Genomic DNA, 23,029 nt, shown 5'->3' with positions numbered 1-23,029 from the left:
ACGAGGTCGGTCCGCTCCGGCGCATCGCGATCAGCCGCCGACGCGCACCCTGCTCCCGCGCGCCCCCGTAACCGTCCGTCACCGTGGGTAGTTGACGCGGCATGCACGACGTACACACCGTAAGGGCGCCCTCCATGCTGCGGCTCGCGGCCGCCTCGCTCGCCGGAACGGCCATCGAGTTCTACGACTTCTTCGTCTACGGGACCGCGGCCGCCCTGGTCCTGGGACCGTTGTTCTTCCCGACCTTCTCACCGCTGGCGGGAACGCTGGCGGCCTTCGCGACGTTCGGCGTCGGGTTCGTCGCCCGCCCGCTCGGCTCGATGCTGTTCGGGCACATCGGGGACCGGCGCGGACGGCGTCCGGTGCTCGTCGCCTCGCTGTTGCTGACCGGCGCCGCGACCGTCGCGGTCGGGTGCGTGCCGACGTTCGACTCGATCGGTACGGCCGCTCCCGTGCTCCTTCTCGTACTGCGTTTCCTTCAGGGGCTCGGGCTCGGCGGGGAGTGGGGCGGTGCGGTGCTGCTGAACGCGGAGCACGCGCCCGCCGAGCGGCGCGCACTGTGGTCGAGCTTTCCGCAGATCGGCCCCTCCCTGGGGTTCGTGCTGGCCAACGGCGTGATGCTGGTGCTGTCGACCACGCTGTCCGACGCGCAGTTCGCGGCATGGGGGTGGCGGGTGCCGTTCTGGGCGGCGGGTTTGCTCGCCGCCGCGGGGCTGTGGCTGCGCAGTTCGCTCGCGGAGAGCCCCAGCTTCCTCGAAATGGAGGACCACGCGCGTGTGCCGCTCGCCGAGGTGGTGCGCGACCACTGGCGGCTCGTCCTGCTGACGGCCGGTGGACTCGCGGTGGGCTACGCCGTGTTCTACGCGGTGACGACCTGGGCGCTCGCGTACGGCGTCGAGCGGCTCGGGGTGAGCCGTACCGTCATGCTGTCCTGCATCATGGCGGCCGTGGTGGTGAAGGGCTCCCTCACACCCGTGATGGCCCTTCTCGGCGACCGCTACGGACGGCGGCCGCTGTGTCTGGCGGGGTGTACGGCCTCGGCACTGTGGATGTTCCCGATGATCGCGCTGCTGTCGACCGGCGAACCCCTGTTGATGTTCCTGGGCTTCCTGGTGGCACTGCTCGCGTTCATCATGATGTTCGCCGTGATCGCCGCGTATCTGCCGGAGTTGTACGAGCCTCGGGTGCGCTGCACGGGGGCGGCGGTGGGTTACAACCTGGGCGGGGTCCTGGGCGGCGCGCTCACGCCCATCGTGGCGACGGCGGTGGCCGAGGGAGAGCGGGTGCCCTGGGGTGTGGCGGCGTATCTGACGGGGATCGCCCTGTTCAGCCTCGGGTGTTTCGCACTGCTGCCGGAGACCCGGCCGGTGCCCCGGCTGGCCGTCGCCCCGGCCACGGAGTGAGCGATGGTTCACTGGCTGAGCGGTGGCTCCACCGGCTGAGCAGTGGCTTCACCGGCTGAGCGTCGGCTAGGGAGTGACCGCCAGCTCCAAGTACGCCGCGAACACCACCAGATGGACGCCTCCCTGAAGGGGGGTCGCACGTCCGGGGACGACCGTCAGGGAACTCACGACCACCGTGAGCGCGAGCAGCACCATATGGGTGGAACTGAGGCCGAGTACGAGTGGTCCGGAGAGCCAGACGGAGGCCAGGGCGACCGCGGGAATCGTCAGACCGATGCTGGCCATCGCGGAGCCGAGGGCGAGGTTCAGACTGGTCTGCACCCGGTCGCGGCGGGCCGACCGGACCGCGGCGATGGTCTCCGGAAGCAGCACGAGCAGCGCGATGATCACACCGACCACGGACTGCGGCATACCGGCCGCCTCCACGCCGGACTCGATGGTGGGCGACACGCCCTTGGCTAGGCCGACCACTCCGACGAGGGCCAGGGCGAGCAGGCCCAGGCTGATCCCGGCGCCACGGGCGGACGGGGCGTCCGCGTGTTCGTCCACGTCGATCACCTCGCCCAGACGGGTGATCGGGAGGAAGTAGTCGCGGTGCCGCACGGTCTGGGTCGTCACGAACAGGCCGTACAGGACGAGTGAGGCGAGCGCGGCGAAGGTGAGCTGGGTCGTGGAGAACTCCGGGCCCGGCTTGCTGGTGGTGAAGGTCGGGAAGACCAGGCTGAGTGTGGCCAGCGTCGCGACGGTCGCCAGGGCGGCGCCGGTGCCCTCCGCGTTGAAGACGGCGAGCCCGTGACGCAGGGAGGCGACGAGCAGGCACAGTCCCACGATGCCGTTGCACGTGATCATCACCGCCGCGAACACCGTGTCACGGGCGAGCGTCGAGGTCTTCGGGCCGCCGTCCACCATCAGGGTGACGATGAGCGCCACTTCGATGATCGTGACGGCGATGGCCAGGACGAGGGACCCGAAGGGTTCACCGACCCGGTGCGCGATCACCTCGGCGTGGTGGACCGCGGCCAGCACCGCTCCGGCCAGGACCAGGGTCACCAGTGCGACGATCGCGGCGGGCAGGTCGCGCCCCCAGGTGAAGGCCAGCAGGACCACCGCGACCACGGGCACGACGGCCGTCCACTGCGTCAGGAGTGACCGGAGCCGAACGATCATGCAGCGATCGTCGCAGGCGCGGACGGGCCCCGCATTCCGATGGCCGTCCGAGCGAACACCTGGCGGGGTGCGCGGCCCAGCACCGCGCACCCCGCCACGAGGCGGCTGTCGCCGCCTCCGACGTGATCAGACGTCGATGCGGTTCGTCGGGGACTTCTCGGACGTCGGGGTCTCCGAGGCGCCTTCGGACGCTTCCAGCGCCGCCTGCTTCTTGGAGGCGATCAGGCTGGTGATCGTCGTGACGACCAGGACCGCGCAGATCACCCCGAGCGAGACCGGGATGGAGATCTCGGGAACATGGACTCCGGACTCGTGCAGTGCGTGCAGCACCAGCTTGACGCCGATGAAGCCGAGGATGACGGACAGGCCGTAGCTGAGGTGGACCAGCTTCCTGAGCAGGCCGCCGATGAGGAAGTACAGCTGACGCAGACCCATCAGCGCGAACGCGTTGGCCGTGAAGACGATGTACGGGTCCTGGGTCAGGCCGAAGATCGCGGGGATCGAGTCGAGCGCGAAGAGTACGTCCGTGGTGCCGATCGCGAGCATCACGACCAGCATCGGCGTCATGACACGCTTGCCGTTCTGCTGTATCCACAGCTTCGTGCCGTGATAGCGGTCAGCCACACCGAAGCGTTTCTCGGCGGCCTTGAGCAGCTTGTTCTCCTCGAACTCCTCCTCCGGCTCGTCGGCCCGCGCCTCCTGGATCAGCTTCCAGGCCGTGTAGATGAGGAACGCGCCGAATATGTAGAAGACCCATGCGAAGTTGGAGATGATCGCGGCGCCCGCGGCGATGAAGATCGTGCGCAGGACGAGCGCTATGAGGACGCCGACGAGAAGCACCCGCTGCTGGTACTGCGTCGGCACGGCGAACTTCGCCATGATCAGGACGAAGACGAAGAGGTTGTCGACGCTCAGCGACTTCTCGGTGATGAAGCCGGCGAAGAATTCGCCGGCGGGCTGGCCGCCGGAGAACACGAGCAGTCCCAGGCCGAACAGCCCGGCCAGAGCGATCCAGACGATCGTCCAGATTCCGGCTTCCTTGATCGATACGTCGTGCGGTTTGCGACCGATGAAGAAGTCGACCGCGATGAGGGCGGCGAGGCCCACGATCGTGAGGACCCAAAGGGTCACGGAAACATCCACTGCGCCTCCGGCAGTCGTAACGGCAAATACCAGCGTCGTCGCTGCCGGAGGTCTCTTCCACCCGCGACCGAGGGGACGCGTGATGCGTCCGCGGTCCACGGGCCGACGCCCCGGGATCTGGTCGGATCCGTATTGACGGGAACGCCGCTACTGGTAGGGAGTACTCCCCTCCGTACGGAAAACAGTACCCGAAACACCAAGGAAAGGTAAAGTGGTTAGTAAAAGAAAGACCAAACTGCCTGGTCAGATGGCTTTACCGATGCTTGGCAAAGTCCTCTGCGGGGTCAGCGGTTCCATGCGCGGCGGGCCGCCACCACCTGGGAGAGCACCTGCTGGAGCACCTGACTGCCCGGCGGGACGAGCGCGGGTTCGTACGTCCAGGCGTGTCCCACCCACGGGTCGGCGAGATGGTCGTCGGGCACCGGGGTGAGTCGCAGCAGCGAACGCCAGAGAGGATCGAGCAGCGGCCCGTAGGCGGCGGCGTCCTCCCGGTCCGCGACCATCATCAGATGGACGCCGACGGCCGGTCCCTCGTCCGCGAGATAGCGCAACTGCGTCACGGCGCGGTCGTCGAAGCCGTGCGGGAAGTCGTTGACGATCAGCAGTTGTTCGGCGGTGTCGAGGTCCGGTGGCAGCGAGTCGGCCACGCCGCCACGCACCGCCATCTGCACCAGGTCCACACGCTGGGTGAGCCGGGCCAGCACCTCGCCCACCCCCGCGGCCCCGGCGGCGGGCGGAGCGTCGAGGGCTCCGGAACGCACCAGCGGCGCGAGACACGAGGCTCCCGAACCGCCCGGGTCGATCACATGCACCGTGAACTCACCCGCGGGATAGACGGCGAGCAGCCGGGCGGCGTGCGCCACCGCCGTGTCCATGGCGAGTCGGCGCAGCTCGTCGGAGTCGGCGAGCGGGTCGTCGAGGCCCGCGCGTCCGCTGTCGATCCACAGTCCACGTTCGAGCGGAAGCCGGACCAGCATCGGGATGCTCAGGTTCTCGCTCTCGGGCAGCCGGAGGTCGCCGAGGCGCAGGGCCATGGGGATCTCCATGGGCACCCGGTAGCCGTGCCAGACCGGGTTGTCCCAGGACGCGTACGCCGCGGGCAGGGCGGGCTCGACCACCTCGGCCTCGGCCGCAAGCTGGGCGAGGTCCCGGTCGAGCGCGGCGCGGGCCTGGTCGACCAGGTCCGCGCGCTTGGCCTGGGCGGCCTCACGCGCGGCGTCGCCCTGCCCGCCGATCCGGCTGCGCGGGTCGGAGAGAACCTTGTCTAGCTCCTGCTCCAGGCGCGAGTCGGCGAAGTCGACGGCGCTGCGATACGCGGCCGTGGTGCGCGCCAGGTCCTCGAACATGCCCCACACCTGGTTGTAGAGCCGCTCCTCCATGGACCAGCCGGTCGCGTCACCGGCGACGGGCTGGGCGGGCTGCCCCGGCGCGGCCGGTGGTGCGGTCGGCGCGGGCGGGGGCGGCGCGGCGGCCTGTCTGCCGGGGTGGCTGTAGTTGACCGGGCCGCCCGTGGGGGCGGACGGCTGGGTGACGGCGGAGGGGTCGGGCTGCGCGGGGCCTCCCGGGTAGCCCGTCTGCGGCACCGTGGCTCCTTGCGGACCCGGCGCGTCGTACGGGGACTGCGGCGGTACGGTCCCGGAGGCGCCCTGCGGTCCGGCGTACGGCTGGTCCGGTCCCGGCGCCGAGGCGGCCGCCTGTCGCGAGCGGTCCGTGTCCGTCGTACGCGGCGGGGGTGCCGACACCGAGCGGGCCAGCCCCTGGGCCACCGCTTCGTTGATGCTGCCTGCGAGCTGCCGGGCCTCGGACAGGCCCTGGTCGGTGAGGAGTTCGGCGAGGCCGCCCGCGTACCCCTGGCCGACCGCGCGTACCTTCCAGACGCCCTGTCTGCGGTAGAGCTCCAGGGCGACGACGGCCGACTCCGCGTCCAGCCCGGTGATGGTGTAGCTGGCGACCTCGGAGCCGTCGAGGCCGGTGACGGCGACGAAGGGGGCGGCGACGGCCCCGAACCGGAGAGGGCCACCGACACCGGTCGGCAGTGCGAGCAGCACGCTGACGCGGTGCACGGTCCCCGGCAGGGCGTCCAGGTCGAACGCGAGGCGGTGGTCGGCCGCCGCCTGCTTGGAGACCTCGAGTCCGGGCAGGGTCGGCGCGCCCGGGTGAGCCACCCATTCGACGCCCCGGACCCTGCCCTGCTCGTCGCTCAGCGTGGCCCCGGCCACGATCGGCCGGCCGGCCGATACGCGGACCTCAAGACGGGCCTGGGAGAGCGGGTGGTTCTGCCCCCGGACCAGCTCGGCCGTCATCGCCTTGTCCCCCCGTGTCGCTTCGTGTGCCGCGCTGCCTACAGGTGCGGCAGGATCGCGGGCATCAGGTCCTGGAAGGTACGGCCGTTGGCCGGTGTGCCCAGGGCCGTCATCTGCCAGCCGGGGCCCGCGCGGTGCACCTTCGCCATGATCTGCGCCGTGTACTGGCCGCCGCCCGCGAGCGTGTAGCGGGCGAGCTCCTGGCCGTTGGTCTCGTCGACCAGACGGCAGAACGCGTTCTGCACTTCCTGGAACGTCTGGCCCGTGAAGGAGTTCACGGTGAAGATGATCTGGTCGATGTGGACCGGGATGCGCTGGAGGTCGACGAGGATCGCCTCGTCGTCGCCGCCCTGGCCCACGCCACCGACCAGGTTGTCACCGGTGTGCCGCACGGATCCGTCGTCGCTGACGAGGTGACGGAAGAACACCACGTCGACGGGCTGCTTGTCCGCGAACAGCACGGCGGACGCGTCGAGGTCGATCTCCCGGGTGCGCGAGCCGAACAGGCCGCGCCGGGGAGCCGCCTGCCAGCCGAGCCCCATGCGCACCGCGGTCAGGGTGCCCCCGTCGTTCTTCTGCAGACTGATGGCCTGACCCTTGGTCATGTTGACCGTCACGCGCTGTTCCCCTCTCGAGCTGTCCCCTGTTGCCGCGGAGTCCGCGGATGTCCAGCACCCTACGCAGCGCCGGCGACCGTGCCGAACCCTGGGGCGCGCTTTGTGTCGGTGTTGCAACACAGCGCGCATCCGCCGAGGTCGGGCACGGTGGGCGGGGGCCTCAGGCCAGGCCCGCCTCCTTCATCTGGCGCAGCTCCTTCTTCATCTCCGACACCTCGTCGCGCAGCCGTGCCGCGATCTCGAACTGGAGGTCGGCCGCGGCGGCCCGCATCCGCTCCGTCATCTCCTCGATCTGCCCGGCGAGTTCGGCCGCGGGTCGGTCGGTCGGCACCGTCTCCTTGGTCTTGCCCTTGGCGGACTTGGCCGCCTTGCCGCCGAGCGAGGGCACGGGGGCCTTGGCTCCCTTGCCGTCCTTGCCCTTGCGGTATCCGGAGCCGAGCAACTGCTCCGTGTCGATGTCCTCGCGGGCGATCTGGGCCACGATGTCGTTGATCTTCTTGCGGAGGGGCTGCGGGTCGATGCCCCTCTCCTCGTTGTAGGCGACCTGCTTCTCCCGGCGGCGGTTGGTCTCCTCGATGGCCTTCTCCATCGCCGGGGTGATCCGGTCGGCGTACATGTGGACCTGGCCGGAGACATTGCGCGCCGCGCGGCCGATGGTCTGGATCAGCGAGGTGCCCGAACGCAGGAAGCCCTCCTTGTCGGCGTCGAGGATCGACACCAGGGAGACCTCGGGCAGGTCGAGGCCCTCGCGCAGCAGGTTGATGCCGACCAGGACGTCGAACTCGCCCGAACGCAGCTCGCGCAGCAGCTCGACACGGCGCAGGGTGTCGACGTCGCTGTGCAGATAGCGCACCTGGATGCCGAGCTCCAGGAAGTAGTCGGTGAGGTCCTCGGCCATCTTCTTGGTGAGCGTGGTCACCAGGACGCGCTCGTCCTTCTCGGTGCGCGCCCGGATCTCGTGCACCAGGTCGTCGATCTGGCCCTCGGTGGGCTTGACGACGACCTCGGGGTCGATCAGACCGGTGGGGCGGATGATCTGCTCGACAAAGCCGTCCCCGCGGGAGAGCTCGTACTTGCCGGGCGTCGCCGACAGATAGACGGTCTGGCCGATGCGCTCCTGGAACTCCTCCCACTTCAGAGGGCGGTTGTCCAGGGCGGAGGGCAGCCGGAAGCCGTGGTCGACGAGGGTGCGCTTGCGGGAGGCGTCACCCTCGTACATGGCGCCGATCTGCGGCACGGTGTTGTGCGACTCGTCGATGACGAGCAGGAAGTCGTCCGGGAAGTAGTCGATCAGCGTGTTCGGCGGGGAGCCGGGTTCGCGGCCGTCGAAGTGCATCGAGTAGTTCTCGACGCCGGAGCAGGAGCCGATCTGGCGGAGCATCTCCAGGTCGTACGTCGTACGCATGCGCAGGCGCTGGGCCTCCAGGAGCTTGCCCTGCTTCTCCAGCTCGGCGAGGCGCTCCCCCAGTTCCTTCTCGATGTCGTTGACCGCGCGCTCCATGCGCTCGGGGCCGGCCACGTAGTGGGACGCCGGGAAGACGTAGACCTGGTTGTCGTCGCTGATGACCTCACCCGTGAGCGGGTGCAGCGTGGAGAGTGCCTCGATCTCGTCGCCGAACATCTCGATGCGGACGGCGAGCTCCTCGTAGACCGGGAAGATCTCGATGGTGTCGCCGCGGACCCGGAAGGTGCCGCGGGCGAACGCCACGTCGTTGCGCGTGTACTGGATGTCGACGAAGCGGCGCAGCAGGTCGTCGCGGTCGATCTCGTCGCCGACCTTGAGGCTGACCATCCGGTCGACGTACTCCTGCGGCGTGCCGAGGCCGTAGATGCAGGAGACCGAGGCGACCACCACGACGTCGCGGCGGGTGAGCAGCGAGTTGGTCGCGGAGTGGCGCAGGCGCTCGACCTCCTCGTTGATCGAGGAGTCCTTCTCGATGTAGGTGTCCGACTGCGGGACGTAGGCCTCGGGCTGGTAGTAGTCGTAGTACGAGACGAAGTACTCGACCGCGTTGTTCGGCAGCAGCTCGCGGAACTCGTTGGCCAGCTGGGCGGCCAGCGTCTTGTTCGGTGCCATGACGAGCGTGGGGCGCTGGAGCTTCTCGATCATCCACGCGGTGGTGGCGGACTTGCCGGTGCCGGTCGCGCCCAGCAGGACGACATCCTTCTCACCCGCGCGGATGCGCTTTTCCAGGTCGGCGATGGCCGCCGGCTGGTCACCGCTCGGCTGGTAGGGACTGACGACCTCGAAGGGCGCCACCGAACGTTCGATCTTTGATACGGGCCGCATGGGTTCCACCGTACGACCCCGCACTGACAACGGGCCCCGATCACCGGTTCTGGGGGGTGCGTGAGCTGCGGTGGCCGCGCTCCCGGCCGGCGCGCGGCAGAGGGCGGCGGCCGACGTACTGGACCGTGGAGTGGGCCGGGACGCCGGGCCGGTGCTCAGCGGGCCTCCAGTCGGGCTTGCCCATGACCATCAGCGGGTCGAACATCACGACGACGCCCGCCAGACACAGGAAGGCCAGCGGGCCGATCATCATGGGCGCGAGCAGTGCGGCGGCCGAGTCGCCGCCGGGGCTGCTGGACGTGCCGTGGAGATGGACGCTGAGGGCGGCCATGCCCGTGTAGTGCATACCCGTGACGGCCAGGCCCATGACGAGGCTGGCGCCCACGCTCCACAGGAATCCACGGACCTGCCCCGCCGCCCACAGGGCGGCGGTGGCGGCGACGACGGCTATGACCACCGAGGCGGAGACGGTGAGGGTGTTGTACTCGAGGTTCCCGTTGAGGCGCATGCCGGCCATGCCCAGGTAGTGCATCGAGGCGACTCCCAGACCGGTGATGGTGCCCCCGGTGAAGAGCGCCGTTCCGGTGGCGCCCCGGTAACCCACGATGAAGATCCCGATGCCGACCATCACGATGGCCACGCCCAGGCTCGCGAACGTCGTCGGCTTGTCGTAGTGGACCGGGGTCTCCTTTACGGCGAACCCCATCATGGCTATGAAATGCATGGTCCATATGCCCGAGGCGATCGCCACCGAGCCGAGCGCGAGCCAGCCGGCCCGCCAGGAGTGGGCGACGAGCATCGATCTGGTGGTGCAGCGCAGGCCGAGCGCTCCGCCCAGGCAGGCCATGAGATACGCCACCAGCGGTGTGACGAGTCCGTAACTGAAGCCGTCGACCGTGCCCTGCATGCGCGGCTGCCCTTCCCGCCCTTTTACGCCAGAAATTCCCGGAAATGCCCCCACCCTCGGGACCGAAACAACGGCCAGGGTCGAGGCAGAGAGTATGACCCTCACCTGAATGGTCGAACGATTTTCCGGCAAAGAATCACGACCTCGCCGCACCTGTGTGATGTCGGTGAGCGGACTTGGTCAACTCCATTCAATCCGTGTCCATCCCGTACCCCTCCGTCGTTGACTCTCTGCTGTCACTCTTAACCTGTCTGTGATCGCTCGACGCGAGGAGTACGTATGCACGCGCGCGTTGCCGCCGCCACGACCGCCGCGTTTATCGGGGGAACCGTCCTGATACTGCCCACCTCCCACGCACAGGCCGGCTCCCTGCGCAAAGCTCCGTTGATCGTCTCGCACCGCGGAGCGTCCGCCTACGCGCCCGAGAACACCGTCGCTTCCATCGACAAGGCGGCCGCGATGGGCTTCGGCTGGGTCGAGAACGACGTCCAGCGCACCAAGGACGGCGAGCTCGTCGTGCTTCACGACGCAAGCCTGGCGCGTACGACCGACGTCAAGAAGGTCTATCCGCACCGGGCTCCCTGGAAGGTCAAGGACTTCACCGCGGCGGAGATCGCGCGCCTGGACGCGGGGAGCTGGTTCGGTCCCCGGTACGCGGGCACCCGTGTGCCGACGCTGAAGCAGTACATGAACCGCGTCTCGCACAATCACCAGAAGCTCGTGCTGGAGATCAAGAACCCCGAGCTCTATCCGGGTATCGAGCGGCAGACCCTCAAGGTCCTGAGCAACGAAGGCTGGCTGGATCCGGACCATCTCAGGAACCGGCTGGTCGTCCAGAGCTTCAGCGAGCAGAGCGTGCGGACGGTCCACGAACTGCGTCCCGGGATCACGACGGCCTTCCTGGGCAAGCCGTCGGTCGCGCGTCTGCACGAGTACGCGCGGTTCGCCGATCTGATCAACCCGGACCACGCCTCCCTCTCGGCCGGCTATGTCTCCGCGGTCCACTCGCTCGTCGGACCGCACAGCCGACCGATGGAGGTCTTCGCCTGGACCATCGACGACGCGAACACCGCACGGCGCCTGGCCGGCTACGGCGTGGACGGCGTGATCACGAACAAGCCCGACGTGATCCGGAGCGCTCTGCAACAGACCTGATCGGTTGTCGGCGGGTCTCTTCGCCCGCGGTGCGGACGCCGGGCGGCGTCCGTGCCGCGGGCATTGTCAGTGGCGGATCGTACGGTGGATCGCATGAACAGCGATGGGCAGGACGAACAGCGGGTGGTGTGGGCCGTCGTCGGCACGGACATCGGTCCGCTGCTGCTGGCGGCGACACCGGACGGCCTGGTGAACGTGGTGTTCCACGCCACGGACGCGGTGCGTGACAAGGCGCTCGAGCGGCTGACCGCGCGTCTGGGCACCCAGCCGGTCGAGGCACCCGGCTCACCGCTCCTGGCCGAGTCGATACGCCAGGTCATGGCGTACTTCGCGGGCGAGCGGCGGGACTTCGAGCTGCCGCTGGACTGGTCGCTGATCTCCGGGTTCAACCGTCAGGTGCTGCGCGAGCTGGCCTCGGGAGTTCCGTACGGAGGGGTCGTGGGCTATGGCGACCTGGCCCGGCGGGTCGGCCAGCCGGGCGCGGCGCAGGCCGTGGGCGTCGCCATGGGCTCGAACCCGCTGCCGGTCGTCGTGCCGTGCCACCGGGTGGTGGAGAGCGACGGCGGCATCGGGGGGTTCGGGGGCGGCCTGGAGACCAAGCGGAAGCTGCTGGCGCTGGAAGGGGTGCTGCCGGAGCCGTTGTTCTGACGGGCGGCGCCGACGGCTGGCGGCTGGCGGCTGGCGGCTGGCGGCTGGCGGCTGGCGGCTGTGTACGGTGCCTGCCGTGCCCGGTGCGGGCTGCCGTTGCCTGCCCGCACCTGCCGTACCTGCGGAGCCGACAGCGCCCATTGCTCGCGACACCCCTTGTTCATGTGGGGGCGCGGGCTGGAAACTGCGCCGGTGACCCGAGCCGATTCCAGCGCGTCCGAGTGTTCGCCGTGACCACCGTCGAGCGGCAGCTCGCCGTGCCCGTGGACGCCGAGGAGATACCGGCGTTGCGGCGCCGCATCACCGCCGTACTCATCGCCGGTCAGATCCTCGGCGGGCTCGGCGTCGCCACCGGCATCGCGCTCGCCACCGTGCTGGCCAAGCAGGTCAGTGGCACCGAGTCGCTCTCCGGGCTCGCGCCCACCGCGACGGTCACCGGGACGGCGGTGCTCTCCGTGCCGCTGGCCGCGCTGATGACCGCGCGGGGACGCCGCCCGGGCCTGGTGCTGGCCTACCTCATCGGGGCGTCGGGAGCGGGCGTCGTCGTGGTCGCCGCGTGTGTGGGGAGCTTTCCGCTGCTGCTGCTCGGCATGGCGGGCTTCGGCGCGGCCTCCTCGGCGAACCTCCAGGCGCGGTTCGCGGCCGCCGATCTGGCCGAGCCGCAGCGGCGTGCCCGGGCCATCTCGAACGTGGTGTGGGCGACCACGATCGGAGCGGTGCTGGGGCCCAACATCGCCGCGCCCGCCGGACGCAGCGTCTCCGGGCTCGGGATACCCGAGGCGGCGGGGCCGTTCCTCTGGGCGGCCGGGGTCTTCCTCCTCTCCGCGCTGCTGGTGGCCGTACTGCTGCGTCCCGATCCCCTGTTGACCGCCCGGGCGCTGGCGCCCGTCGAGGAGCAGTCGGCTCAGGCGCGTTCCATCCGCGCCGGTTTCGCCGCGGTCGCCGCCTCGCCGCGGGCCAGGCTGGCGCTCGTGACAGTGGCCGTGTCGCACACCGCGATGGTCTCGATCATGTCGATGACCCCCGTCGACCTGGGACACCACGGGGCGAGCATCGATCTGATCGGGCTGGTGATCAGTGGCCACATCGCGGGCATGTACGCGTTCTCGCCCCTCATGGGGCGGCTCTCCGACCGGCTCGGGCGGCTCTCGGGGATCGGGCTCGCCGTGGGCCTGCTGGCCTGCGCGGCGCTCCTCGCGGGCACGGCGGGCGGCAGCCACGGACAGATCGCCGCGGGTCTCTTCGTGCTGGGCCTCGGCTGGTCGTCCGGGCTCGTGTCCGGCTCGGCGCTCCTGACGGACTCGGTGCCCCAGGCCGCGCGGGCCGCCGCCCAGGGGGTGTCCGACCTGACCATGAACACGGCGGCCGGCCTCGGTGGCGCGACCGCCGGTCTCGTCGTCGCACAGGCGAGCTACGGGTGGCTGAACCTCCTCGCCGCGTGCCTGCTGGTGCCGCTGGGCGGGCTGGCGCTGTTCACTCGACGCCGAGGCCGAAGCCGCCGGTGAGCGCCGACGGGGCCTCAGAGGCTGATGTGGTACGCCTTGCGGAGCGTCTCGTGCACGGTCCACGTCGTACGGTCACCCTCGCGCAGCACGGCCGCGTCGCCCGGGCCCACCTCGATCACGTCACCGCCCTCGACCTCGATCGTGGCGCGGCCGCTGACGACGACGAAGAGTTCGTTGGCCTCAATGTCCGTCACCACGCCGGGCGTGATCTGCCAGATGCCGCGCAGTTGCTTGCCGTCGGCCGACTCCCACAGCACCTTGCCGCTCACCACCGGATCACCGGAGACGATCTGAGCCGGGTCCAGGGGTTCCGATTCCAGCTCGGCGTCGGGGATGTGCACGGCGAAGGACGGGGTGGCCTGTGTGTTCGTGGTCATGAGCGGTCACCTTAAGGGCATGCGAGAGAGTTTCACGCGGGGGGTGGTCCGAAGGCCCGGAACCTATCCGAAGGAACCTAGTCGTAGTGGCGTGCCTCGAACACGTTTCCGTCCGGGTCCTGGAAGTAGAAGCTGCGCTTGGCCATGCCACGGGCGCCGAAGGAGTCGTACGAGAAGCCCGAGAGAGGGACGGACCGTTCCTCCAGACGTGTGTGCAGCGCGTCGAAATCGGCTTCCTGGAGGGACAGGCATACGTGGTTGACCGGGTGCCCCGCGCTGTCCGCGGCCCCCGGGATCATGTTCATGTACTCGGCCATGGGGAGGGCCATGAGGTCGAAAATGGTCTCTCCATTGAGGCGCACGGAGGGAAACGGTGCCTTCCCCTCCGCGTATTCGGCGACCCTCACGGGTTCCAGGCCGACCGACTTCTCGTAGAAGTCGGCCGAGGCGACCGGATCGCGCACCCACAGGACGACATGGTCAAGACGTGCCGAGTTGTCCGTCATGCCCCCAGGCTGGTGTCGTACGCCGCAGGCCGCAAGGGTTTGACCGGGCGCGCCGTCCGCCAGAGATGAGGAAAGGCGACAGACAGGAGACAGGCACGTGATCGTGGTGTCCGAAGAGGTGCGGGAGGCGCTCGACGCGCGCCGGCCGGTGGTGGCCCTTGAGTCGACGATCATCGCGCACGGGCTGCCCCGCCCGCGCAATCTGCAAGTCGCGCTGGAGCTGGAGGACGTCGTACGGCAGGAGGGCGCCGTACCGGCGACGATCGCCGTGCTGGACGGGCGGCCCCATGTCGGACTGGACAAGGAGCAGCTGGAGCGGGTCGCCAACGAGGACGGGATCCGCAAGCTGGGGCACCGCGATCTGCCGCTCGCGGTGGCGGCGGGCGCGAGCGGCGCGACGACCGTGTCCGCGACGGCGCTGCTGGCCTCCCTCGCGGGCGTCCGCGTGTTCGCGACGGGCGGCCTCGGCGGGGTGCACCGGGAATGGACGGTGACGCAGGACGAGTCGGCGGACCTGGGCCTGCTGGCGCGAACCCGGATCACGGTGGTGTGCGCGGGCGTCAAGTCGATCCTGGACGTGCCGGCGACGCTGCAGCGCCTGGAGACACTGGGCGTCGCGGTGGCCGGGTACGGCACCGGCCGCTTCCCCGGCTTCTACCTGTCCGACTCGGGACATCCCGTGGACTGGACACTGGACTCCCCCGGGCAGGTGGCGGACGTCATGCGCGCGCAGGACGCGCTGGACGGCCCGGAATCGGCGCTCATCGTGGCGAACCCCGTCCCCGAGGAGGAGCAGCTCGATCCCGCGCTCCACGCGCGCGTGCTCGCCGAGGCGTTGCGGGCGTGCGAGGCGGAGGGCGTGAGCGGGCAGGCCGTGACGCCGTTCCTGCTCGACCATCTGGTGCGGCACACCGACGGCGCGTCGCTGAGCGCCAATCTGGCGGCGGTGCGCGGCAACGTACGACTCGCGGGACGGATCGCGGCGGCCTGGGCCGGGGCGTGAACGGAACGGATCGCGGCGGCCTGGGCCTGGGCCGGGGCCTGAACGGAGCGGATCGCGGCGGCGGTCCGGGCCGGGGCGCGAACCGGGCGGACCGGGGCGGTGCCGAGCGGGACGTGGGTCCGGCGACGGGAGCGCTGCTCGTCGTCGGTGACGTGGTCACGGACATCGTCGCCCGGCACCATGGGCCGCTCGCGTCGGGCACCGACACGGCCGCCGCGATCCGGACCCTGCCGGGCGGAGCCGGCGCCAACGTCGCCTGCTGGGCAGCGCGTTGGGGCCACACCGAGGTGCGGCTGCTGGGCCGGGTGGGGGCGGACGCCGCCGCTTGGCACGAGCGCGAGCTGGTGGCGTGCGGGGTACGCCCCCTCCTCGTCGTCGATCCGCAGGCGCCGACGGGGACGGTGATCTGCCTGGTGGACCAGGGTGCCTCGGCAGAGCGGACGTTCCTCACCGACAGCGGGGCCTCCCTGCGGCTCGACCCCGACGACTGGTCGCCCGCACTGCTCGACGGTGTCGCGCGGCTGCATCTGTCGGGCTATCTGTTCTTCTCCGAGCCGAGCCGGGCGCTGGTGTCGGTGGCTCTGGAGTCGGCACGCGCGCGTGGGGTACCGGTCAGCCTGGACCCCGCGTCGGCGGGGTTCCTCACGGAACTGGGCGCGGACCGTTTCCTCGCGCTCGCCGAGGGCGTCGACCTGCTCCTGCCCAGTCGCGACGAGGCGTTCCTGCTGACGGGACTGCCCGATCCGGCGGACGCGGCGGCCAAGTTGAGCCGCCACGTCCCCCTGGTCGTGGCGAAGCAGGGCCCTGACGGGGCCTTGGTGGCCCGTTCGGGCGCCGTACGGGCCCACGTCCCCGCGGTGCCCGCGGACGCTCGCGACACCACGGGCGCCGGCGACGCCTTCACCGGAGCGTTCCTCGCCGCCCTACTCGCGGGCGCCGAGCCCGAGGCGGCGGCGGTGGAGGGGTGCAGGGCGGGGGCGATGGCGGTGGAGCGGGTCGGGGGCAGGCCCGAGGGGGCGCGGGTCCGGTAGTGGCGCTACTTGCGTCCCCAGGCGGAGATCATCGGCGCGGTCGCCAGGTCCATCGAGCCGGAGGCCACGTTGGCCAGATGACGGTCGATGTCCTCGTTGGTGGCGATTCCCGCGGTGACGAGCTGGTCGCGGATCTGACGGACCGTCGCGGACTCGAGGTCCGCGCAGGCGGTCGAGGTGACGGGGAAGTACGCGTCGGCCTCCACCTCGCGCAGTCCCGCTTCCCGCAGCAGGCGAGGGAGTTTGCGTCCGTAGGAAAGGTCGGCGCCGCGCTCGGCGAGCAACTTGCGGAAACCGTGCCGCAGCCGGTTCGCGAGCTGTTGCTCGGGGCCGTGCTCATCCGGGCAGAGCAGCGGTTGCAGCGCGGGGTCGGCGTCCTCGACGAGAAGCCGCCCGCCGGGCCGCAGCGCCTTGACCATCGACCGCAACGCCCGCTCCCGGTCCGGCACATGGACCAGCACGAGCCGTGCGTGCACGAGGTCGAAGCCCTCCCCCGGCGGCTCCTCGGCGCCCACGTCGTGCACCCGGATCTCGACCGGCGGGCGGGCCGCGGAGGCCGCCCAGGACGTGTCGATGTCGGTCGCGACGACCCGCCCGGTCGGGCCGACCTTCTTGGCGAGCCAGGACACCACGGACGTGCCACCCGCGCCGACCTCCCAGCAGCGCCAGCCGGACCCGATGCCGAAGCGCTCGATGTGCCGGAAGGTGGTGGGGTCGAAAAGAGTGGCGAAGGCGTCGAAGCGCTGCCCCGCCTCGGTCTGCCGGTTGTCGAGGAGATAGCCGTCGGTTTGCGTCATGCAGTGATCATCCCAGTTGACCCGCTTGTCCGGAATCGCCGACGCTCCCGTTCTCCTCACCCGTGCGTCACGGCGGGCACCGCACGCCTCTGACGCTCGAACAGCAACCCTGCCGGTCTGGTCCGATGTCGCCCGGCACCACCGAAACGAAGTGGAATATTCCGTTCCCACAGGCTTTCCCGGCGAGCGAAAGGGACTGGCAGACTTGCACGCCAGGGCGCAAAGTGCGGCGCGAGGAGATCCACGCAAGGAGTTCCGGATGTCCATGGCAGGGAATCTGCGGAAGGTCACGAGCCTCGGCAAGGTCGGTGGGCTCCGCAAGGTGGCGCGGCTGGCCCGGCGGCGTACCCGTGTCGACCTGAGTCACCACGCCCGGTCCCCGCTGGGCACGGCGGTGGTGAACTGCGTGGCATATCAGGACGGTGCCAGGGTCCCGGGCGGACGTGATCTCGTCGAGACCGTGGAGCGGATCCGCAAGAGCGACGAGGGTTTCGTCTGGCTCGGACTCCACGAGCCCACGGACCTGGAGTTCGCCGGCATAGCCGAACTCTTCGACCTGCACCCGCTGGCCGTCGAGGACGCGGTGGAGGCCCATCAGCGGCCGAAGCTGGAGCGGTACGGCGACACACTCTTCGCGGTGTTCAAAACGGTCTGCTACGTCGAGCACAAGGAGCTGACGGCGACCAGCGAGGTGGTGAACACCGGCGAGATCATGGTTTTCGTCGGGTCCGACTTCGTCATCACCGTGCGGCACGGACGACACGGGTCGCTGGGGCCGCTGCGCGAGGAGCTGGAGGCGGACACCCGTCAACTCGCCAAGGGCCCGGCCGCGGTGCTGCACGCGATCGCGGACCATGTGGTCGACGACTATGTGCATGTGACGGACTCGGTCCAGGAGGACATCGACCAGGTCGAGGCCGATGTGTTCGCCGAGAACGGCGCGCGGGCGGACGCGGGCCGCATCTACCAGCTCAAGCGCGAACTCCTGGAGCTGAAGCGGGCGGTGGTGCCGCTCGCCCGCCCCGTCCAGGAGCTCGCCACCCGGCCGATTCGGGTGATCGCCCCGGAGATACAGGCGTACTTCCGGGACGTGTCCGACCATCTGCTGCGGGTCACCGAGCAGATCGCCGCCTTCGACGAACTGCTCAACTCGATCCTGCAGGCACACCTCGCGCAGGTGACGGTGGCGCAGAACGAGGACATGCGGAAGATCACGGCATGGGCGGCGGTCATCGCCGTACCGACGATGGTCTGCGGGCTCTACGGCATGAACTTCGACCACATGCCGGAACTGCACTGGCGGTTCGGTTACCCCATAGTCATCGGCGTGATCACCCTCGCCTGCCTCGTCCTGTACCGGGGGTTCCGGCGCAACGGCTGGCTGTGAGAGTGGTGAGCCGCCCCTCGCCCGGCACGGCCGGCCGGGCGGGAGTGCGCGCTCATGACCCTCCCGGCCGGGAGAGTCCGCGCGGTCAGCGCACCGCGCTCCTCGAGTAGACGCTCTCTACCCACGCGGCAAGCTGTTCGTCCGTCAGATGCTGGGCCAGGTCGGCCTCGCTGATCATGCCGACGAGGCGTTTGTTCTCGATCACGGGAAGCCGGCGGATCTGGTGCCCCTTCATCTCCTGGAGCACCTCGCCGACATCGGCGCCCGACTCGATCCAGCGCGGGGTGCCCTGGGCCATCTCACCCGCGGTGACCTGGGCCGGGTCGTGGCCCATGGCGACACAACCGACGACGATGTCGCGGTCGGTGAGGATGCCGCAGAGCCGCTCGTTCTCGTCACTGATGGGCAGCGCGCCCACGTTGAGCTCACGCATCAGCTGGGCTGCGCGGTCCAGGGTCTCGTGAGCGGGGATCCACTGGGCACCACGGTGCATGATGTCTCCGGCGGTGGTCATGAAGTACCTCCCGGTGCCGGACGGCCGGCGCGGCGCGGAACACACCGCTAGTCCCGGCGCCCTACATTCTCGCCGTGTCCCCAGGCACGCGCACCCGGAAGTCCGGGATGCGCTTTCGTGGCCGCCGCTCAGCCGTTCCAGGCGGGGTGGCGAGGATCGTCGGCGCGGACCAGGACGTCGGCCGTGGCGCCCGGGTCCACCTCCGTCTCGTAGCGCTCGAAGGCGGGCAGGGTCCAGTGCTCGGGTTCCGGAGTGCGGCGGCGAAGGGCGCCCTGAGAGAGGAGGACGTGGACGCTCAGGTCGAACGGAAACCAGTGCCGAAGCAGGAAGGGGCCGTGGAGCAACAGCACCCCGCCGGGTGGGAGCTGGACATAGGGGCTGCGGGTGGCGCGGTCGGTGACCGGGTCCCAGAGGTCGGGCAGGACGCGGCCGTCGCCGCCGGGGTCGAGCGGGCCGAAGACCTCGCGCCACAGAGCGCCGGTGTCGACCCAGCCGTTGTAGTACGCCTCGGCGTCCTCGTGACCGTATTCGAGCCGGAGTGACGCGGGGCGCAGGAAGCCCTCCGTGCCGACGACGAGCGAGGACCGGCCCCGTATGCGCAGCGCCTCACGGACGCGGTGGGCGAGGTCACCGGGGTGGGCGGCGGGGGCTCCGTCGAAGGCGATCCGCGGCCACGGACTGCCGTCGTCCGGCTTCAGGTCGAGCAGACGCTCGGCGAGGAGGTCGCCGAGCCGTTCCCAGGTGATCGCTTCGAGTCGCACAGGCCCATGATGCCGCGATCACGCGTCGCTCTCGTGGGGGCGGCGAGCGCCGAGGGCGGACAGCGAGGGCGGATGGAGGCTGCGCGCGACTCCGGGCGTGGGCCGCGACCGGGGAGGGATGCGTCGAGGCGGGCGGATGTGGCCGGGAGGGGTCGCGCCGAAGAGGCGGGCCGTGGCCAGGAGGGAGGCACGAGGCACACCGAAGAGGGGGGCTGTGGGCCGGAGGGGCCGCGTCGAGAAGAGGGACCGCGGGCCGGGGGCGGCCCGTCGAGAGAGAGGGCCGCGGGCCGGAGGCGGCCGCGTCGGCCAAGAGGCAGCGCCTAGAACAAGGCGGGGCTCGATAAGGACGCGGGGGTCGAGGAGGACGCGGGGGTCCAGGAGAAGGCGGCGGCGAGAAGGGGGCGGCATCGCGTAGGGAGCCGCCCCGGACGGGGGAATGAACGACCTATGGCACCGATCGCAACTCCCCCGCCCCGTGGCGGACTTCTCGTCATCCAGCCGCTCAAGAAGCGCCGCTGTGTCGAGTGCCGGAGTGGGCCGTTGGCGCTGCTGGTGCTGGAGGAGGCGGAGTCACGCTGTCTGGACTGCGCGGATCTGGGACACCTGGTGTTCCTGCCGCGGGGCGACACCGCGCTGACGCGCCGGTCGCGGGAGGGCAGCGCGCTGTCGGCGGTGGTGGTGCGCTTCAACCGGCGGCGGAGCCGGTACGAGCGGCAGGGCGTCCTCGTCGAGGAGGCGGCGCTCGCCCGGGCCGAGGAGCGGTGCCTGGCGGACGCGGAGGCGCGACGGCGACGGCGGGCGCGGGACGCGCGTCGGCGGGAGGCGGAGGATCTTCGGTTCACGGAGGCGTTCGCGCGGGAGATACGCGGGCTCTTTCCCGGCTGTCCCGCCGACCGGGCGCACGCGATCGCCGCGCACGCCTCGGTGCGCGGGAGCGGGCGGGTGGGGCGCAGCGCCGCGGGCCGTGCGCTGTCCGAGGCCGCCGTGACGGCCGCGGTCCGTGCCGCCGTACGGCACACGGACACTCCGTACGACCAGTTGCTGATGAGTGGCGTGCCGCGGCACGAGGCGCGCCGGCGGATCGCGGCCGCGGTGGAGGCGCGGCTTGAGGGGTGGCAGGACGAGCTCGCGGCACGCGCGTGACGGCGTGCACCCGCAGACGGCGTGCCCGCGAAGGCGCGCCACCCGGCAAAAACGTGCCACCCGGTTCTGGACGCTCGCGCATGCCTCCGCGTCCCTCGGCCATGGTCACTGTGGCAGTAAGGGATTTCACTTGTGGTGACGGTGGGTGCCGTGCAGGATCTCTGCATCTCAGGATCTTGGACTTCGGCTTCGGCTTCGGCTTCGGCTTCGGGGAGCTACGGGGGAGTTGTCATGATCGATGGACCGTATTTCGTGCTGACCGTGCTGGGGGTGCTCGGCTGCGGGCTGGTGGCCGGGGTGTTCTGCGGGTTCTCGACGTTCGTGATGCGGGGGCTCGCCGAGTTGCCGCCCGCGCAGGGCGTGGCGGCGATGAACGCGATCAACGTGGCCGCGGTGCGCCCGCCGTTCATGCTCGTGTTCGTCGGGTCGGCGGGGCTGTGTGCCGTGCTCGCCGTGGTCACCTTCGTGCTGCTGCCCGACGAGGGGACGGTGGAGCTGTTGCTGGGCAGTGCGTTGTATCTGTTCGGGACGTTCGGGGTGACGGTCGTCGCCAACGTCCCGCGCAACGACGCGCTGCTGAAGCTGGCCCCGGGTACGCCGGAGGCCGCCGTGTACTGGCGTTCGTATGTGCGCGAGTGGACGAGGTGGAACCACGTCCGCGCGGTCGCGTCGGCCGCCGCGGCGGTCTCGTACACGCTGGCGCTCACGTGAGGCCGGCGACCACCGCGACCGGGGCCCGCAGCTGAGCGGCAGGGTACTGGGAGGCGACGTATCGTGGCGGGAAAGGAGTGCCGCCCAGGGCCGTGGGCCGAAGGCGTTCGATGGTCGCGCGGCCCCGTACCGGTACGCGTACGTGAGGGAGACGGCCATGGCCGATCCCAAGGGATTCATGACCACTCCGCGCGAGGAGTATCCCCGTCGGCCCGTCGAGGAACGGGTGCGGGACTGGAACGAGGTGTACGTCCCCGGTGCGCTGCTGCCGATCATCAGCAGGCAGGCCGACCGCTGCATGGACTGCGGTATCCCGTTCTGTCACGACGCCTGCCCGCTGGGCAATCTGATTCCCGAGTGGAACGACCTGGTCTCGCGCGAGGACTGGCGGGCGGCGAGCGACCGGTTGCACGCGACGAACAACTTTCCAGAGTTCACCGGCCGGCTGTGTCCCGCGCCCTGCGAGGCGGGCTGTGTTCTCGCGATCAACCAGCCCGCGGTGACCATCAAGAACGTCGAGGTCGCCATCGCCGACCGCGCCTGGGCGGACGGTTTCACTCCACCGCGTCCACCGGACCGGCTTTCGGGCCGTACGGTCGCGGTGATCGGGTCGGGGCCCGCCGGGCTCGCCGCGGCGCAGCAGCTGACCCGGGCCGGGCACACCGTCGCCGTGTACGAGCGGGCCGACCGGATCGGCGGGCTGCTGCGGTACGGGATCCCCGCGTTCAAGATGGAGAAGCGGCATCTGGACCGGCGGCTGGAGCAGATGCGGGCGGAGGGCACGAAGTTCCGGACGTCCACGACGATCGGCCGGGACCTCGGGGCGGCCGAGCTGCGGGCGCGCTACGACGCCGTCGTGCTCGCGGTGGGTGCCACGGCCTGGCGCGAACTGGATGTCCCGGGGCGGGAGTTGGCCGGCATCCATCAGGCGATGGAGTATCTGCCGTTGGCCGACCGGGTGTGCGAGGGGGATCTGGAGGTCTCGCCCTTGTCCGCGGCCGGGAAGCACGTCGTCATCGTCGGCGGCGGTGACACGGGCGCCGACTGTCTGGGGACCGCCGTCCGGGAGGGCGCCGCGTCCGTGACCCAGCTCGACATCTACGCGCAGCCGGAGGCCGAGCGCGACGAGGACGTCGAGCCGTGGCCGACCTACCCGAAGATCTACCGGCTCTCGGCCGCGCACGAGGAGGCCCGCGACCTGGAGACGGCGCCCGCCGCGGACGCGGACGCGCGCCTCTTCGCGGCGTCCACGCTCCACTTCACCGGGGACGCGGACGGGCATGTGCGCTCCCTGCACCTGGTCGAGGTCGACGAGCGGCGCCGCCCGGTCCCCGGCTCCGGGCGGACCCTCCCCGCGGACCTCGTGCTGCTCGCTCTCGGCTTCTCGGGGCCCGACCGGCACGACGGGCTGGTCGACCAGCTCGGCCTGGTCCTCGACGCGCGCGGCACGATCACCCGCGACACCGACTTCGCGACCAACGTGCCCAAGGTGTACGTCGCCGGGGACGCGGCCCGCGGGCAGTCGCTCATCGTGTGGGCCATCGCCGAGGGGCGGGCGGTGGCGGCCGCCGTGGACCGCGCGCTGGCCGGGACATCGCAGCTGCCGGCGCCGATCGGACCGTACGACCGCCCCATGACCGCGTAGGGCTCCGCCGGTCGGT

21 protein-coding genes are annotated in these 23,029 nt (G+C 70.6%); 10 read left to right on the top strand and 11 right to left on the bottom strand.

The window, feature by feature from the left end:
• The first annotated feature begins 101 nt into the window (after positions 1 to 101).
• Complete coding sequence (locus tag ACZ69M_RS29970) at positions 102 to 1,403, top strand: MFS transporter (protein WP_470054646.1); 1,302 nt, start codon at positions 102 to 104, stop codon at positions 1,401 to 1,403.
• A gap of 66 nt (positions 1,404 to 1,469) precedes the next feature.
• On the opposite strand, the gene ACZ69M_RS29965 is transcribed toward ACZ69M_RS29970, so the two are convergent.
• From ACZ69M_RS29965 to ACZ69M_RS29940, 6 genes are all read right to left on the bottom strand, one after another.
• Positions 1,470 to 2,570 (bottom strand): calcium:cation antiporter, encoded by a 1,101-nt coding sequence (locus ACZ69M_RS29965; RefSeq protein WP_470054644.1) that lies wholly within the window; start codon positions 2,568 to 2,570, stop codon positions 1,470 to 1,472.
• A 126-nt stretch (positions 2,571 to 2,696) separates the two neighbouring features.
• Complete coding sequence (locus tag ACZ69M_RS29960) at positions 2,697 to 3,713, bottom strand: TerC family protein (RefSeq protein WP_470054642.1); 1,017 nt, start codon at positions 3,711 to 3,713, stop codon at positions 2,697 to 2,699.
• Between the two features lie 284 nt (positions 3,714 to 3,997).
• Positions 3,998 to 6,016, bottom strand: coding sequence for a TerD family protein (locus ACZ69M_RS29955; protein ID WP_470054640.1), 2,019 nt, complete (start codon positions 6,014 to 6,016; stop codon positions 3,998 to 4,000).
• A 38-nt stretch (positions 6,017 to 6,054) separates the two neighbouring features.
• Complete coding sequence (locus tag ACZ69M_RS29950; protein ID WP_067364093.1) at positions 6,055 to 6,633, bottom strand: TerD family protein; 579 nt, start codon at positions 6,631 to 6,633, stop codon at positions 6,055 to 6,057.
• Positions 6,634 to 6,793: 160 nt separating this feature from the next.
• Positions 6,794 to 8,923, bottom strand: coding sequence for an excinuclease ABC subunit UvrB (gene uvrB, locus ACZ69M_RS29945; protein WP_470054638.1), 2,130 nt, complete (start codon positions 8,921 to 8,923; stop codon positions 6,794 to 6,796).
• 40 nt (positions 8,924 to 8,963) lie between these two features.
• Complete coding sequence (locus ACZ69M_RS29940; protein WP_470054636.1) at positions 8,964 to 9,830, bottom strand: MHYT domain-containing protein; 867 nt, start codon at positions 9,828 to 9,830, stop codon at positions 8,964 to 8,966.
• A 279-nt stretch (positions 9,831 to 10,109) separates the two neighbouring features.
• Between ACZ69M_RS29940 and ACZ69M_RS29935 the strand changes: the two genes are divergently transcribed.
• The 3 genes from ACZ69M_RS29935 to ACZ69M_RS29925 all read left to right on the top strand — a co-directional run bounded on the left by ACZ69M_RS29935 (position 10,110) and on the right by ACZ69M_RS29925 (position 13,138).
• Positions 10,110 to 10,985: a glycerophosphodiester phosphodiesterase gene (locus tag ACZ69M_RS29935; RefSeq protein WP_470054634.1), complete on the top strand. Its 876-nt coding sequence runs from the start codon at positions 10,110 to 10,112 to the stop codon at positions 10,983 to 10,985.
• Positions 10,986 to 11,078: 93 nt separating this feature from the next.
• Entirely contained in the window at positions 11,079 to 11,633 is a 555-nt protein-coding gene (locus ACZ69M_RS29930; protein WP_470054632.1) for a methylated-DNA--[protein]-cysteine S-methyltransferase, read from the top strand.
• Positions 11,634 to 11,863: 230 nt separating this feature from the next.
• A complete protein-coding gene (locus ACZ69M_RS29925) occupies positions 11,864 to 13,138 on the top strand; it encodes an MFS transporter (RefSeq protein ID WP_470054630.1) in 1,275 nt (424 codons plus the stop codon).
• A 14-nt stretch (positions 13,139 to 13,152) separates the two neighbouring features.
• Here ACZ69M_RS29925 and ACZ69M_RS29920 read toward each other — a convergent pair whose 3' ends face one another.
• On the bottom strand, positions 13,153 to 13,515 hold the full coding sequence (locus ACZ69M_RS29920; RefSeq protein WP_470054628.1) for a cupin domain-containing protein: 363 nt from the start codon (positions 13,513 to 13,515) through the stop codon (positions 13,153 to 13,155).
• A gap of 77 nt (positions 13,516 to 13,592) precedes the next feature.
• Positions 13,593 to 14,021 carry a VOC family protein gene (locus tag ACZ69M_RS29915; protein ID WP_470054626.1) on the bottom strand — a complete coding sequence of 143 codons (429 nt, stop codon included), beginning with the start codon at positions 14,019 to 14,021 and terminating at the stop codon, positions 13,593 to 13,595.
• A gap of 97 nt (positions 14,022 to 14,118) precedes the next feature.
• Between ACZ69M_RS29915 and ACZ69M_RS29910 the strand changes: the two genes are divergently transcribed.
• Complete coding sequence (locus tag ACZ69M_RS29910) at positions 14,119 to 15,024, top strand: pseudouridine-5'-phosphate glycosidase (RefSeq protein ID WP_470054624.1); 906 nt, start codon at positions 14,119 to 14,121, stop codon at positions 15,022 to 15,024.
• A gap of 113 nt (positions 15,025 to 15,137) precedes the next feature.
• Positions 15,138 to 16,055, top strand: a complete 918-nt coding sequence (locus tag ACZ69M_RS29905; RefSeq protein ID WP_470054985.1) for a carbohydrate kinase family protein — start codon at positions 15,138 to 15,140, stop codon at positions 16,053 to 16,055.
• 5 nt (positions 16,056 to 16,060) lie between these two features.
• Here the strand turns inward: ACZ69M_RS29905 and ACZ69M_RS29900 are convergent, their stop codons facing one another.
• A complete protein-coding gene (locus tag ACZ69M_RS29900; RefSeq protein ID WP_470054622.1) occupies positions 16,061 to 16,852 on the bottom strand; it encodes a methyltransferase domain-containing protein in 792 nt (263 codons plus the stop codon).
• A gap of 259 nt (positions 16,853 to 17,111) precedes the next feature.
• Here ACZ69M_RS29900 and corA point away from each other — a divergent pair, with 259 nt between their 5' ends.
• Positions 17,112 to 18,239: a magnesium/cobalt transporter CorA gene (gene corA / locus ACZ69M_RS29895; RefSeq protein WP_470054620.1), complete on the top strand. Its 1,128-nt coding sequence runs from the start codon at positions 17,112 to 17,114 to the stop codon at positions 18,237 to 18,239.
• 85 nt (positions 18,240 to 18,324) lie between these two features.
• Here the strand turns inward: corA and ACZ69M_RS29890 are convergent, their stop codons facing one another.
• Positions 18,325 to 18,753 carry a CBS domain-containing protein gene (locus tag ACZ69M_RS29890; protein WP_352046473.1) on the bottom strand — a complete coding sequence of 143 codons (429 nt, stop codon included), beginning with the start codon at positions 18,751 to 18,753 and terminating at the stop codon, positions 18,325 to 18,327.
• 128 nt (positions 18,754 to 18,881) lie between these two features.
• Positions 18,882 to 19,514: a nucleoside/nucleotide kinase family protein gene (locus ACZ69M_RS29885; RefSeq protein WP_470054618.1), complete on the bottom strand. Its 633-nt coding sequence runs from the start codon at positions 19,512 to 19,514 to the stop codon at positions 18,882 to 18,884.
• Positions 19,515 to 19,961: 447 nt separating this feature from the next.
• On the opposite strand from ACZ69M_RS29885, the gene ACZ69M_RS29880 reads away from it, so the two are divergent.
• The 3 genes from ACZ69M_RS29880 to ACZ69M_RS29870 all read left to right on the top strand — a co-directional run bounded on the left by ACZ69M_RS29880 (position 19,962) and on the right by ACZ69M_RS29870 (position 23,013).
• Complete coding sequence (locus tag ACZ69M_RS29880; protein WP_470054616.1) at positions 19,962 to 20,657, top strand: DUF2293 domain-containing protein; 696 nt, start codon at positions 19,962 to 19,964, stop codon at positions 20,655 to 20,657.
• A 231-nt stretch (positions 20,658 to 20,888) separates the two neighbouring features.
• Complete coding sequence (locus ACZ69M_RS29875; RefSeq protein WP_470054614.1) at positions 20,889 to 21,368, top strand: anthrone oxygenase family protein; 480 nt, start codon at positions 20,889 to 20,891, stop codon at positions 21,366 to 21,368.
• A gap of 157 nt (positions 21,369 to 21,525) precedes the next feature.
• Positions 21,526 to 23,013, top strand: a complete 1,488-nt coding sequence (locus tag ACZ69M_RS29870; protein WP_470054612.1) for a glutamate synthase subunit beta — start codon at positions 21,526 to 21,528, stop codon at positions 23,011 to 23,013.
• The last annotated feature ends 16 nt before the right edge of the window (positions 23,014 to 23,029 follow it).

This window comes from Streptomyces sp. NPDC107454, from assembly GCF_055582885.1.
This window is presented reverse-complemented; position numbering and strand designations above follow the sequence as displayed.